The sequence below is a fragment of the Salinibacterium sp. VpJ6 genome (assembly GCF_059767345.1).
In genome coordinates, this window is the sequence record NZ_JBSOQL010000001.1 from 809285 (window position 1) to 822902 (window position 13618).

The window sequence follows — 13618 nt, forward strand, 5'->3', positions numbered from 1 at the left end:
AGCGACGGGCATACGCCAGTGTGGCCCCGACGCGAATGAGCGTCGGGGCCACACTCGTTTGCTTCGGATTAGCGGGCGTCAGCCTCCATCCGGCGTCGCACGAAGACTGCAGCGCCACCGAGCACAATCATGCTCGCGGGCAACAACCACCAGACGACCGAGACTCCGCCGGAGCCGGTGTACGCCAGGGTCGGCAACTCGGCGGTGATGACCTCAGGAGAGATGCAGTCGTCATCGCTGGGAACAGCGAAGGCGAACGCGGGCGGGTCACTCCACTCAAGCTCAAGCCCGTTCGGCTCAACCACCTGAGTAGTGACGAGCACTGAACCGGATGCCGCTACCGAGTATGTTCCGGCGCTGATGCCGGGCACCCCGTTCACCGTAAACGTGACGAGTGCGGGGTCGTAGCCAGCAGCAACGCCCAGCGTGTAGGTGCCCCCGACGCTACAGCTAGCCTGCGCGAACGAAACCGCAGGCATGACGAGCCCCAGGGTTACGAGATCACATTCAGGGTCAGTCGGATCGAGTTGTGGGTTGAGCACGCCACTGAAGGTCAGCGTCTGTGAGCCCAGGGCGATTCTCAGCCCGGGAGCCACTGCGGGAAACTGGGCTCCATTTGTTGCCGTTGCCGTGACGCTGTAGTCAGCGGGACCTTCTGGGTCGGTGATCTCACCCCAGACGGCGTTCACGACCGGGCCGAGAATGAGACGCTGCGGTGCGTTACACGTTGCTTGTTCGAAGCTCACTACGGCTGTTGCGACTCTGTCACCGCCCACCTCGGGGCAGTTCGCAATCTCCTCGACGGTGAGGTCTCGAACGGTCACAGCTGTACTTTCGTCGACCTTGGTCGAACCGTAGAAGTACGAGTGCACGATCGTGATCGTGGCGAAGCCTCGGTTACTAGCCGACGGGCACCTCACTTCAGTCGAGCGCTCCTCGGTGTTCGAGGCGCAGAGAACGCTGTCGTCGCTGGCGACGATGAACGACGGCGACGTCGCATCAAAATCACCAGTGTCATTGACATCGTCACCGAGCTCGCTCTCCAGCATCAGTACAGGCTGTGCCCCTGCCTTCACTACCCATCCACTCGGATGGCTGTCGCTGGGCACAAACTGACAGACATAAACCGTGACGGGAGGCGGGTTGCAGGCACGAAGCTCGTCAGCGGTCAGCGGACGCGTGCTCTGTGTTTGCTCGAAGCTCACTTGAGCGGTGCCGTAGAACAACTTCGTCGTTGTCGTGATGTTGACGATTCCGCCGTACTGATACGTCGGGCACGTGACTTCTTCGTCAACGATTACCTCGGTGTACGAGCAGAGGCTCGCGTCGTCGCTCGCGACCACGAACGACGGCTGCCGGTCGTTGAAGCTACCGGTGTCGTTAACGTCGTCTCCGAGAGCGTTGACACTCACATGAATGGGCTGTTTACCTGATTTGAGCTGGTAGCCCGAGGGAGAGTTATCGCTCGAGACGAACTTGCACACCCACACTTTCTTGTCGTTATCGGGGCGAGCTTGTCGCTCGGGCTGAGCTGAACGGGCAACGGATGCCTCAACCGCGATGGCTTGCGCTGCCGGTTGCTTGGCAGCGTCTGGCGCGGGCGAGACCGCCGGGGTGGGCGCGACCGGTGCTGGGCTCGCGGCTGACGCGGGCGCCGGCTCCGGAGCGGGAACCGGTTCAGTTGGCGCTGCCGCAACCGGCTTCGGGGCGGGAGGGGCGGGAGCAGCGCTCGGGGATTCGGAACTCGAGGGCGCAGTAGTGGTTTGAGTTACTGCAGGGTCGTGGGCAGGGAGGGTATCGTCAGCAAAAGCGGGCGCTGAGACGCCAAAGAGAGCACCTGCCGTGAGGGTGACACTGGCAACAGCGGCCAGCAGTTTTTTCAGGGACATGAGGGGCAGCTTTCTGCAAGGGGGAATGCATTTCGACGCATCCGCACGCAACTGCAGAATCGGGGCCGCCATTGGCTCACGACAGGGAGTGCGAGCGCATTCACGGGGGTGAACTGCGCCGCTGGGGAGTGATTCGGACATCACCTTCTTCTTCGCCATCGGGTTGACCGGAGCGGGCCGGTCTGGCAATGCCCACAAAGTATCATGTCCCCCATAAGGAGGACAATAGAATTTTTTTGACCATTCACTTGGCTCGAGCACGACAAGCTCTCGTTAGGCTAAAGAAACCGAATGGAGCAACCATGGCCTCTCCCCGCATCATCGCGATCACCGGCGCCAATTCGGGAATCGGGCTGCGCGCGACCGCCCAACTCGCCGCCGCTGGCCACAGCGTGCTCGCTCTCGTGCGCGACCCGGAGCGTTCCCGCGCAGCGATCAGCGAGGCAACGAACGGTGCCCCTAACGTACGGATGATCCAGACCGACCTGTCGAGCGCTGCTTCGATTCAGGATGCCGCCGCCGAGATCTCCGCGCACGGTCACCTGGATTCCCTCATCAACAATGCCGCCGTGTTCGATCTCGCTCAGAAGTCAGCCAGTTTCACTCCCGAAGGCCATGAGTTGTTCTGGGCCACCAATCACCTCGGGCCGTTCGCCCTCACCGCGCACCTCAGCCCGCACTTAGCCGCCGCCCCTCAGCCTCGCATCGTTTTCGTCGCGAGCAAGGGACTCATCACAATGCCCTGGCTGCAGATCCGCGTCGACGAGGTCGACTCTGCGAACTGGTACAGCCCCACCAAGGCGTATTACCACTCCAAACTCGCTCAAGTAATGACCGCCGTCACGCTGGCCGAACGTGTGCCGCCCACGGTCGACGTCAGCTGCATCCGGGTGCCGGCCGTGCGACTCGATGCCGCACGACTCTCGTCACAACCCGCGGTGCTTCGAGCGCTGTACGCGCCCAAAAATGCGGCTGCGGCACTCCCTGACACTCTTGGCGCCACCTACGCGCGCGCTGCGACCCGCGCAACGCCGCTGGATGCCGTCTACATCGACGAAAACGACACCGCCGTGCCGATTCCGCGCTCCGCCCGCGACGGTGACGCACGCGAACGCCTGTGGGCCCTGAGCGCCGCCGCAACGGGCGATATCGAGTGGGCATGGTGAGCATCGCCGATCCGCAGCATTCAGCGATCGCTTAAGCGAAAAACCCCCGCGATCACAATGATCGCGGGGGTTTTCTTGAAGTGCACCCCCCCGGACTTGAACCGGGAACCCACTGATTAAGAGTCAGTTGCTCTGCCAATTGAGCTAGAGGTGCTTGGCTTGGTTTTCCCTCTCGGGGCAACCGAGGAACAACGTTACCATGAGTTAAAGCGACTAAGGAGCACAATGACCACTGAATCTTCTCGACTTGCCATCGGCACCCCAGCACCGGGCTTCACACTGCCTGATCAGGACGGCAATTTGGTGTCGCTGAGCGACTTTTCGGGCAAGAAAGTGATTCTTTATTTTTATCCTGCAGCCATGACTCCGGGATGCACGAAGCAGGCCTGCGACTTCCGCGACCAGCTCGGCTCGCTGCAGTCGGAGGGGTACGTCGTGCTGGGCGTTTCTCGCGATACCCCCGAGAAGCTCACCAAGTTCCGCGAGCAGGAAGCGCTCACGTTCCCGCTGCTCAGCGACCCCGAGCACGAAGTGCATGAAGCGTATGCAGCCTGGGGCGAAAAGAACCTCTACGGCAAGCAAGTTGTGGGCGTCATCCGCTCCACTTTCGTCATCGACGAGCAGGGCGCAATTTCACTCCCCCTGTACGCCGTGAAGGCAACCGGCCACGTCGCTTCGTTGCGCAAAAAGCTCGGTCTCGACTAACCCTCGCGACGGGTGGTTGCTTCAAGCACCGGTTTCGTGAACAGCAATACCAACACCACGATGGCCGGCGTCAGCAGCAACCAACCGACATCGGGGCGCGCAAAGACGCCCTGAAAACTGCCAATCGCAACTGAGATTTGCAGAACCTGCCACACCACGGCGGCACCGCGAATCCACGCCTGCTTACGCAGCGTGTTGATACCAATTACCGCGACCCAGACGGCAGCGATGGCGGTCAACACCGAGAGCGCGATCGCACTGGGATACGACTGCGGGGTCTCCGCGCCCAGCTCGAAGATCAAGTATGCGAGAGCAGTAAAAAGCAGGGCACTCTCCACAAAGATAACCACCGCAAGAGCAATCAAATACGGATGATGACGTCCCGTTTTCTCTTCTGGGACAAGTTCGTCTACCATTCGCTCCCCGTTAAATCGCTGAAAAACCATTGCTTTGGCTTTGACGATATGCGATTCTAGTTGAGGTTGATTTCTGGCTCCCAGTGTTGCGAGCGAGACCCACACAATTTCTCAAGCTCGACGCCGATCAGGGCGTAATTTTTTTGCGCGCTCGAGCATCGCAACACACCGTAAGGAGCAACAAATGGACTGGCGCGATAACGCTGCATGCCTCACCGCTGACCCGGAGCTTTTCTTCCCGGTCGGAAACACCGGTCCGGCAGTTGACCAGATTGAAAAGGCAAAGGCCGTCTGCGGTCGCTGCTCGGTAACCGAGATGTGCCTTCAGTACGCTCTCGAGACCAACCAAGACTCCGGCGTCTGGGGCGGGCTCAGCGAAGATGAGCGTCGCGCTCTCAAGCGTCGCGCTGCTCGCGCACGCCGCGCTTCCTAAGAAGCCACACTTTCTTCAGAGCTGCATTCCAGAGCTCTTCAGAGCAGGCCGATCGGCCGCGATAACTCGCACCATCCAGACAATTTCTGGGTAACGGGAATCGCGCCGGCCGGCCTTGCTTTGTCTCCGGACCGAATTTCTTGGCCTACTTGGCCTACCTGGCCCGCTTGGCCTACTTGGCGCGAGTGAGCCAGGTCAGTGGAATATCGATCGTCACTTCAGTTCCGCTGCCCATCAGGGTGTGCCAGTCGATCGTTCCGCTCAGTTCGCCCTGAATCAGGGTGCGCACAATCTGGGTGCCAAGCCCCTCGCCCACCTTGCCTTCACCAAGACCAACGCCGTTGTCGCGCACCTGAACCGTCAACTTATCGGCGGTACGTCGGGCATCGATCTCAACCGTGCCGTCCGTCTTGCCCGCGAGGCCGTGCTCGACCGCATTCGTCACCAGCTCGGTGAGAGCCAACGCCAACGGGGTGGCATACTCACTGGGCAATGCACCAAAGCTGCCCACGGATGTCGGATGCACGGTCGTGTTGTGACTAGAAGCAACCTCTGCGATCAGCTTCAAGACGCGGTGGAACACCACATCGAAGTCCACGTTCTGGTTGAGACCTTCTGAGAGGGTGTCGTGCACAACCGCGATGGCAGCGACACGGCGCATAGCTTGGCCGAGCGCCTCACGAGCGACTTCGCTGTGCGTACGGCGAGCTTGAATGCGCAGCAACGACGCTACGGTCTGCAGGTTGTTCTTAACGCGGTGGTGAATCTCACGAATCGTGGCGTCCTTCGTGATCAGCTCACGTTCCTGATGCCGCACCTCGGTGACGTCGCGGCACAGCACGATGGCTCCGACTCGCTCGCCACGATCCCGGATGGGGATAGCGCGCAGCGAGACCGTGACGCCACGCGCTTCGATGTCGGTTCGCCACGGTGCGCGACCGGTGACGACCAAGGGAAGGGACTCATCCACTTCGGGCTGGCCCGCGATAAGAGTCGTAGTGACATCGGCGAGCGACTCTGCTTCGAGCTCGCCTGAGAAGCCGATGCGGTTGAACGCTGACAGAGCGTTCGGGCTTGCGAAGGTGACGAGACCATCGACATCCAGACGGATCAGACCATCGGAGGCGCGGGGCGCGCCCCGGCGCGGTGCGGCGGGGGCTCCCATATCGGGAAAGTCTCCCGCAGCGATCATCGCGAAGAGGTCGTTCGCACACCCGTTGAAGGTGAGTTCTTGACGCGACGGAGTACGAGCATCACCGAGGTTGGTGTGGCGCGTAATGACCGCGATCGGAGTTTCAGTCGTCGCGTTACCCGTGGCATTGAGCCGACGCAGCACAGGGACCGCCCGCACGCGAGTAGGCGTCTCTTCGTACCACGCGGGTGCTGCGGTGTCGACGATGCGCGACGTTTCGTAGGCCTCGGTAACCTGGGCAAGCCACTCGGGCTTGATCTGCTGGCCAACAAAGTCACGATAGAACAGCGTGGCCGAGCTGCTGGGGCGGGCGTGCGCGACAGCGACAAACTGGTTGTCGTCGCTGGGAACCCACAGCACGATATCCGCAAAGGCAAGGTCCGCGAGAAGCTGCCAGTCGCCGACGAGCATGTGCAGCCATTCGATGTCCGCCTCACTAGAGCGGCCTTGTTCTTGGACTAGATCACTAAGTGTCGACACCCTTACAGGTTACCCGCGCGCCAACATCCTGCCGAACAATAACTTCTGAGGCGCTGGTTCGTGTTCCTCGGGCACCAGGCGTGACATCACGAGATCGCGGATGGCGGCCCGCGCGCTGGAGCGTGGTGCGGCATCCACCAGAGTCTTGCCGCTGAGTACGGCGCCGTCGAATCCGGAGAGGTCGTGGGGCACGAGAATCGGATGCTCGATGCCGCCGAACCTCGAGAGCGTTTGAGTTACTTGGCCGTGCGGGTTCATGCCGCTGGCACTCACCCGAATCTTGTTCATGACAACGCTCACGCTGCGGGTCGTGACGGTTTCGAGCAGGTCAACATGGGCCCGCAAGAACCGCGACAGCCCGACCGGATCCGCCGAGCCGACGGCGATCACGTGATCGGCCGCACGCACGGCGGTAACCGCTGCCGCATTCCGTCGCGGCGCAAAGAGATCACTCGTGATTTCTTCGTCGTTCTCCAAGCTCGAGCTCGTGTCGAGCACGGTGTAATCAACCCACTGTCGACACTGCGCGATTGTCGTTCCGACACGTTCAGACGAGAGTTCGGGCCATCGACTAGGGCGACCGATGCCGGTGAGCACCCAGAACGAGCCAACGGGCGACTCGTAACGTTGCCCGATGCGATCGAGTTCCTCTGTCGTGAGCGTCTCGGTCCCCGCGAGACGGCAGGCGGCAGCAAAGCCGGGTGCCTCGTCGAGCATTCCCAGAGCGGGCGCCACCGAGGCCCCGTGAGTGTCCACGTCGGCGAGCGCCACGCGGTACCCCAGCGCGGCGAGCTCCGCAGCAATCGAGATGGCGATGGATGTTCGGCCCGGCGCCCCGCCGGGCCCCCACACCGCAATCACTTGGCCGAGCGCCGCACGTTCGCGTACAGGAGGCTGAGCGTCCCACGGCGATTGAGCGAGCAGCGCATCCAGCGCGCGCCAACCGGCCGCGGCATCCACAATGTCGAAGAGCCCGAGGTCGCTGGCGTAACGCTGCTCCCGCTCACTGCTGGCGACGGCGATGAGGCGCACCCCGGCTTGATCACACGATGCGATGAGGCGGTCGGTCAAATAGCGCGCTTCTGCCGCTACCAAAGCGACATCAGCATGGGCTCCAGCAATGCGGGAGGCTAACTCCGGTGCGCTGACGGTGCGCAATACGATCTCGTGGCCGTGCTGAGCCGCGTCGAACGCGAATTGGTCTTCCAGAGTGACGGGCATCGCGAGAGCAAAAGCGGTCATGTTAGCCCTTCGCCGGCAGGTTGGCGGGGATCACGGAGAGCACATCACCGTTCGCCATCGCTTCGAGAAGACGAGCGACCCGAGAGCGCGGAACGAGCAGCTCAATGGCGTTGCCGTGAGCGGCAGAGACCAAGGAGTCATCCTCCAGCAGCCGCACGACGACCGCCCCAGAGATAATCACGCCAGGAGCCGCGTAGCTCCCGTCTTCAGCTTCAGCGCTGGCCCACACATCCACCGAAGCACCGGTGGCGACAGTGCCCGAGAGCCCACCTTGAGGTGACACTACAACCGAGGTCAGTGAAAGCCCGTCGTGGCTTCCCAGCGACGACGACGGTACGAGTTCCCCAGCCTCAATTGGTCGAGTCGCGATGAAGCCCTCGTCGGGTAATTCGCCTCGCGCGATGTAGCGATCAGTCGCCTCGTTCAGCTTCACGCTTCGAATCACGAGGTCAGAGCTCAGCACACGATCGCCGGGCGTGAGAGTGGATGCCGCAGCATAAACCTCGGTCGATTCATCCGTTGCCGCGACGATGGAAACCACGCCAACGACCGACGCCACGACGAGCACCACACCGATGGCGAGTCGCGGGTCGAGGGCGAACGCTCGGGCGCGAGCTTGGGACTGGGTGCGGCCGGAACGGCGGCTCATAGCGCGCGCTCCGCAAGTCGGGTGTTGATCATGGCACCATCGTTCGTCACGGCTGGGAAGTGGCTCGATAGTTATCCACATCAGCCCCATTCCCAGCTTCATACGCGCATAATCGATGCATGAACGCGATCAACCCAGCAGAAGGCCTCGGGAGATTTCTCACCTTGGCCGATACTGCCGAAGTGCTCAGCGTCTCTCCGCACGAGGTTCTTGAACTTGTGCGTTCGGGCGAACTGCCCGCCATCAAAGTAGGCAGCAAGGGCCAGTGGCGCATCGAGAACTCTGTTCTCGAGTCATACATCGAAGCGCTCTACGAAGAGACTCGTCGCATGAGCCTCTGGAACCAGTCCGACATCGCCACGGTGACCGAAGTTAACTTCGGCGAACAGCGCACGCGCTAGCGGCGAAAGCAGCCCTAAGGCTTCACCAGCACGAGACTTGTAAACGGCACCAAGCGATATTCCGAGACAGCTGTCTCGCGACGCACAGCTCCGCGCTCGTGAACGGCGACATCCACATGGTCACGCCCGACGCGATCGATGGTGCCATGCACCTCCCCCGCCACCAGGAGCAGTGAGACTGCGCGCCGGCGCCGGCAGAGGTCGCGTAACACGTAGCTCAGGCTCAACCGCTGCGAGAGACTCGGGTGCCCGTTCGACGGCGCGGTAGCCAGGCTCGGCGTGATGTGGGCCGCTCCGAGAGAGATTCCGGCCAATGCGGCGAACGGGATGATGCACTGTGCCGGGCGACCGCTGTCATCGACGATGTCAGCTGACATCCAATCGCGGCCGATGATCACGGGGCGCACGGTGACGCGCGTGCCGGTGATCAAGAGAACGGCAAGCGTGAGAGGTGCCTCTGCGCTGCTGCGCCCGTGAAGGGCGACTATGCGGTCCCGGATACTCAATCGCCCCAGTCGCAGCCGCTCCTCTTCCGCATCGACCTCGAGGTCATCCGCGGTCATTTCGCGCTCGAGCTGGCTTTCGAGGTCGTCAAAGAGTTTGTCCCAGCGCATGGATTGACGGTACTGAGGCGGGTCTCTGAGTCCGGAATGTTATCCACAATTGAAAATTAGTCATAGACAATTGATCTCGTTACTGATTAAGTGTGGTCTACCCCCTTATGGGGGTGAACATCGCCGTCTTGACCTTTTACCCGGGAGATCATGAGTACCGAGCCACTTCGCACCTCCTTACCGAGTGTGGAATTACCCCGACAGTTGCGCCCGCGCGCTGGCACGCTGCCCTCCAAGGTCATTCGGCCTCGATTCGTTCCTGACGAGTTCTTTGGCCACCAGCCGACCCCTAGCGCGGAGCTACCCGACCCCGCGCCCCTCGTCGAGAACCTCACCCGCTGTGTGATCGAGGTACTCGCCGGTGCTCGTGACCTTGAGCAGATGTCGCGGTGGGTCACCGACGACGTCTACCGCCACCTGCTCAAGCGAGTGGTGCTCTCAGCGCGCGCCCGACGCGCTAAGGGACAACCGGTCACCCGCCCCAGCTTCACGATGGGTTCCATCCGCCTCTGCGAACCGCGCGACGGCGCAGTCGAAGCAGTGGTCATCGTTCGTGGCCGCGCCCGCACGCGCGCTGTTGCCGTGCGCCTCGAGGGCCTCGACAAGCGCTGGCGCGCCACGGCCATCAACGTTCTGTAGCCCCACACCCCTGCAGAGCGCACAACAACGGATGCCCCACTCGATTGTCGAGTGGGGCATCCGTTGGTTAACTCCAGCGCACTGCGCTAGCTCACGTTCTTGCTACTTCTTGCGCTTCTCCTGCGCGCGGCGCTGCGAACGGTTGAGGGGAGCTTCAGGAGCGGCACCCTCGGCGCGCTGCCCGAAAGCACCACGGTCGTTCGACTGCGGCTGAGCGGCAGGCTGTGCCTGCTGAGGAGCCTGGCGCTGCTGCGCTTGCGCTGTAGCGGCACGCTCGACCTGACCGCGATCGTTGCGAACTTCAACCTCGCCCGAAGCGTCAGCGCTGGGCGCCGAGTAGCTGAGCTGAGCTGACGGCGCACTCGAACCATCGAGTCCACGGGCCTGCACGGTCGTTGCTTCACCGCCGCCATTCACCTCGACATCGAGGTTAAAGAGGAAGCCAACAGTCTCTTCGCGAATTTGCCCCATCATCGTCTGGAACAGCGCGTAACCTTCGCGCTGGTACTCGATGAGCGGATCGCGCTGAGCCATTGCTCGCAGCCCAATTCCGTCCTTGAGGTAGTCCATTTCGTAAAGGTGGTCGCGCCAGCGGCGGTCGATCACACTCAGCACAACACGACGCTCGAGCTCGCGCATGGCGGGCTCACCCAGTTGCTGTTCGCGACGTTCGTAAGCGATCACGGCATCCGAGTGGATTTCCTTGGCAATGAACGCGCTCGTCATCTTGCCGCGCGAGCCAGCCTCGGTGAGCACCTCGTCGACAGTGATGCCCACGGGATACATCGTCTTAAGCTCGGCCCACAGCCCCTCGAAGTCCCACTCTTCTGAGTGACCCTCCGCGGTGTGTACATCAACAATCTCGGTAACGACGTCCTTGAGGAAGCGCTGTACGCGATCCTTAAGGTCATCTCCTTCGAGGATGTGACGGCGGTCACTGTAAATAGCTTCACGCTGGCGGTTGAGAACATCGTCGTACTTGAGAACGTTCTTGCGGATCTCAGCGTTACGCGATTCGACCTGTGCCTGAGCACTGCGGATGGCGCGGCTGACAACCTTCGACTCGATCGCGAGGTCATCGGGAACCGACGAACGCCCCATCAGGGCTTCAGCAGCACCGCTGTTGAAGAGTCGCATGAGGTCATCCTGAAGCGACAGGTAGAAACGGCTCTCACCGGGGTCACCCTGTCGACCGGAACGACCACGCAGCTGGTTGTCGATCCGGCGCGACTCGTGGCGCTCGGTTCCGAGCACGTAAAGCCCACCGACGTCGATAACCTTCTTCGCTTCGGTATCTACCTCGGCCTTGACGCCGGCGAAGACGTCATCCCAAGCAGCTTCGTACTCATCCGGAGTCTCGGAGGGGTTCAATCCACGGCTGTTCATTTCGGCAACAGCCAAGAACTCGGCGTTTCCGCCGAGCATGACGTCAGTTCCACGGCCGGCCATATTGGTGGCGACGGTGACGGCGCCGAGACGACCAGCCTGAGCAACGATGGCCGCTTCGCGCGCGTGGTTCTTAGCGTTCAGAACCTCGTGCTTGACGCCCTTCTTGGCCAACATTCGAGAAAGCAATTCGCTCTTCTCAACGCTTGTCGTACCGACCAGAACCGGCTGACCTTGCTGGTGGCGCTTGGCAATGTCAGCAACAACCTGCTCGAACTTCGACTGCTCATTCTTGTAGATGAGGTCGGACTGGTCGATGCGCTGCATCGGACGGTTCGTGGGGATGGCAACAACACCGAGCTTGTAGGTGGACATGAACTCGGCCGCTTCAGTCTCAGCGGTACCGGTCATTCCCGAAAGCTTGTTGTACAGGCGGAAGTAGTTCTGCAGTGTGACGGTAGCCAGCGTCTGGTTCTCGGCCTTGACCGCGACGCCTTCCTTGGCCTCAATCGCTTGGTGAATACCTTCGTTGTACCGACGACCCTGCAAGATACGGCCGGTGTGCTCGTCGACAATGAGCACTTCGCCGTTCATGACGACATAGTCCTTGTCTTTCTTGAACAGGGCGCGAGCCTTGATCGAGTTGTTCAAGAACGAGATCAGCGGAGTGTTGGCTGATTCGTAGAGGTTGTCGATGCCGAGGTAGTCTTCGACCTTCTCAATCCCGGGCTCGAGAACACCGACGGTGCGCTTCTTCTCGTCGACCTCGAAATCGGTCTCCGGGTCGAGCTTCTTCGCGAGGTTGGCGAACTCGGTGAACCAGCGGTTGGCCTCGCCTGACGAGGGACCAGAAATGATCAGTGGCGTACGAGCCTCATCGATCAAGATCGAGTCAACCTCGTCGACTACAGCGAAGTAATGGCCGCGTTGGACCATGTCGCTTGCCTGCCACGCCATGTTGTCGCGCAGGTAGTCGAAACCAAACTCATTGTTGGTGCCGTAGGTGATGTCGGCCGCGTACTGTTCGCGACGTTCGAGCGGAGTCTGGCCGGAGACGATGCAGCCAGTAGTCATGCCGAGGGCGCGGAAAACGCGACCCATAAGTTCAGATTGGTAGCTCGCCAAGTAGTCGTTCACCGTAATGACGTGTACGCCCTGAGCGGCGAGAGCGTTGAGGTACGCGGCAAGCGTGGCGACGAGAGTCTTACCCTCACCGGTCTTCATCTCAGCGATGTTGCCCAAGTGAAGCGCAGCACCACCCATGAGTTGAACGTCGAAGTGACGCATGCCGAGGGTACGGCTAGCCGCTTCACGCACAGCAGCGAAGGCCTCTGGCAGCAGGTCGTCGAGCGACTCCCCCGCGGCGTAGCGCTCACGCAGTTCTACAGTCTCGTTCTTCAGCTCGTCATCAGTGAGGGTCTTGAAGTCGTCCTCGAGATGGTTGACCGCCTGCGCATAGCCTTTCAAGCGTCGAAGAAGTCGACCCTCACCTACGCGAAGAGCGCGTTCTAAAACATTCGCCACCGAATACTCCCATTCTTGTCGGACGGGTCCGACGCTGGCACTGCTCGACGAAGCGCAGTCTTTTAGACGCTTACGTCACGGTAACGCGGTGCGTGCAATCAGCGCACAGCCGCGTTACCGGTTCGTAATCGTATCAACTCCAAGCCAAAAACTTGGTGTGCTTAGCCGTTGGCGACCTTACGCTTGCGCGAGCGGCCGCCCTGAACAGCGTCATCGGTCTCTTCTTCGAGACCAATCACGCCGTAATCCCACCCCTTGCGGCGGTACACGACGCTCGGGCGATCGGTTTGGCTATCGACGAACAAGAAGAAGTCGTGGCCGACTAGTTCCATGTGATCGAGAGCCTCCTCAACAGTCATGTGACTCGAGGGGAATACCTTGCGGCGGATGACGACGGGCGAGTAGTCCTCGTCGCCGGGCTCCGGCGCTTCATTCTGAATCGGCACTGCTCCGGTCGCGACCTTTTCGATCACGTCGGGGCTAGCGGGGGTGATATCGACAACAGCAAATCCGCCAGCGCTCGCCTCACGCAGTGACGTGGGGCGGTGGTTTCCGCGGTGAACCTTCTTGCGATCCTTCGACTGGCGGATGCGCTCAATGAGCTTGGCCATTGCCAAATCGAAAGCAACATACTTATCTGAACCAGCAGATTCCGCTCGAACAAGCGGACCTGGTCCAATCAACGTCAACTCAACGCGGTCGTCTCCACTGGAACCTTTGGTTTCGTGGTGTCGGCTTACCTTGATCTCGAAGGCGATTGCCTTCTCGGCCAAGTGAGAGACCTTTTCAGACTTTTCGATCGCGTACTCACGGAAACGATCCGTGACTCCTACATTTCGTCCGTTGACGGTGATTTCCACGGCGACCTCCTAGCCATAATGC

13 protein-coding genes and 1 tRNA gene are annotated in these 13618 nt (G+C 61.1%); 5 read left to right on the forward strand and 9 right to left on the reverse strand.

Translation table 11 applies throughout. The features are described from left to right. Nucleotides 1-68 precede the first annotated feature (68 nt). Nucleotides 69-1889, reverse strand: a complete 1821-nt coding sequence (locus ACWTV1_RS03965) for a hypothetical protein (RefSeq protein WP_498504210.1) — start codon at nucleotides 1887-1889, stop codon at nucleotides 69-71. 302 nt (nucleotides 1890-2191) lie between these two features. On the opposite strand from ACWTV1_RS03965, the gene ACWTV1_RS03970 reads away from it, so the two are divergent. Continuing rightward, nucleotides 2192-3055, forward strand: a complete 864-nt coding sequence (locus ACWTV1_RS03970; protein WP_498504211.1) for an SDR family NAD(P)-dependent oxidoreductase — start codon at nucleotides 2192-2194, stop codon at nucleotides 3053-3055. Nucleotides 3056-3136: 81 nt separating this feature from the next. Here ACWTV1_RS03970 and ACWTV1_RS03975 read toward each other — a convergent pair. Continuing rightward, a tRNA-Lys gene (locus tag ACWTV1_RS03975) sits at nucleotides 3137-3209 on the reverse strand. A 71-nt stretch (nucleotides 3210-3280) separates the two neighbouring features. Here ACWTV1_RS03975 and bcp point away from each other — a divergent pair. Next, a complete protein-coding gene (gene bcp, locus ACWTV1_RS03980; protein WP_100388494.1) occupies nucleotides 3281-3760 on the forward strand; it encodes a thioredoxin-dependent thiol peroxidase in 480 nt (159 codons plus the stop codon). Here the strand turns inward: bcp and ACWTV1_RS03985 are convergent. Further along, entirely contained in the window at nucleotides 3757-4176 is a 420-nt protein-coding gene (locus tag ACWTV1_RS03985) for a hypothetical protein (protein ID WP_341619466.1), read from the reverse strand. The genes bcp and ACWTV1_RS03985 overlap by 4 nt on opposite strands. Before the next feature lie 184 nt (nucleotides 4177-4360). Here ACWTV1_RS03985 and ACWTV1_RS03990 point away from each other — a divergent pair, with 184 nt between their 5' ends. Continuing rightward, the gene (locus ACWTV1_RS03990) at nucleotides 4361-4609 is read left to right on the forward strand and encodes a WhiB family transcriptional regulator (RefSeq protein WP_009772809.1); all 249 of its coding nucleotides are present in this window, start codon (nucleotides 4361-4363) and stop codon (nucleotides 4607-4609) included. A gap of 172 nt (nucleotides 4610-4781) precedes the next feature. On the opposite strand, the gene ACWTV1_RS03995 is transcribed toward ACWTV1_RS03990, so the two are convergent. The 3 genes from ACWTV1_RS03995 to ACWTV1_RS04005 are packed head-to-tail and all read right to left on the reverse strand — an operon-like array spanning nucleotide 4782 to nucleotide 8172. Further along, the gene (locus ACWTV1_RS03995; RefSeq protein ID WP_100388492.1) at nucleotides 4782-6281 is read right to left on the reverse strand and encodes a sensor histidine kinase; all 1500 of its coding nucleotides are present in this window, start codon (nucleotides 6279-6281) and stop codon (nucleotides 4782-4784) included. Between the two features lie 9 nt (nucleotides 6282-6290). Beyond that, nucleotides 6291-7523, reverse strand: a complete 1233-nt coding sequence (locus ACWTV1_RS04000) for a CpaE/TadZ family protein (RefSeq protein ID WP_498504212.1) — start codon at nucleotides 7521-7523, stop codon at nucleotides 6291-6293. A gap of 1 nt (nucleotide 7524) precedes the next feature. Continuing rightward, a complete protein-coding gene (locus tag ACWTV1_RS04005; protein ID WP_498504213.1) occupies nucleotides 7525-8172 on the reverse strand; it encodes a CpaB family protein in 648 nt (215 codons plus the stop codon). Between the two features lie 119 nt (nucleotides 8173-8291). Between ACWTV1_RS04005 and ACWTV1_RS04010 the strand changes: the two genes are divergently transcribed. Then, nucleotides 8292-8573, forward strand: coding sequence for a helix-turn-helix domain-containing protein (locus ACWTV1_RS04010; protein ID WP_100388489.1), 282 nt, complete (start codon nucleotides 8292-8294; stop codon nucleotides 8571-8573). Nucleotides 8574-8587: 14 nt separating this feature from the next. On the opposite strand, the gene ACWTV1_RS04015 is transcribed toward ACWTV1_RS04010, so the two are convergent. Further along, entirely contained in the window at nucleotides 8588-9187 is a 600-nt protein-coding gene (locus ACWTV1_RS04015) for a hypothetical protein (RefSeq protein ID WP_100388488.1), read from the reverse strand. Between the two features lie 150 nt (nucleotides 9188-9337). On the opposite strand from ACWTV1_RS04015, the gene ACWTV1_RS04020 reads away from it, so the two are divergent. Then, a complete protein-coding gene (locus ACWTV1_RS04020; RefSeq protein WP_100388487.1) occupies nucleotides 9338-9826 on the forward strand; it encodes an Rv3235 family protein in 489 nt (162 codons plus the stop codon). A 102-nt stretch (nucleotides 9827-9928) separates the two neighbouring features. On the opposite strand, the gene secA is transcribed toward ACWTV1_RS04020, so the two are convergent. After that, nucleotides 9929-12736, reverse strand: a complete 2808-nt coding sequence (gene secA, locus ACWTV1_RS04025; RefSeq protein WP_498504214.1) for a preprotein translocase subunit SecA — start codon at nucleotides 12734-12736, stop codon at nucleotides 9929-9931. A 161-nt stretch (nucleotides 12737-12897) separates the two neighbouring features. Next, a complete protein-coding gene (hpf, locus tag ACWTV1_RS04030) occupies nucleotides 12898-13596 on the reverse strand; it encodes a ribosome hibernation-promoting factor, HPF/YfiA family (RefSeq protein WP_498504215.1) in 699 nt (232 codons plus the stop codon). Nucleotides 13597-13618: the final 22 nt, after the last annotated feature.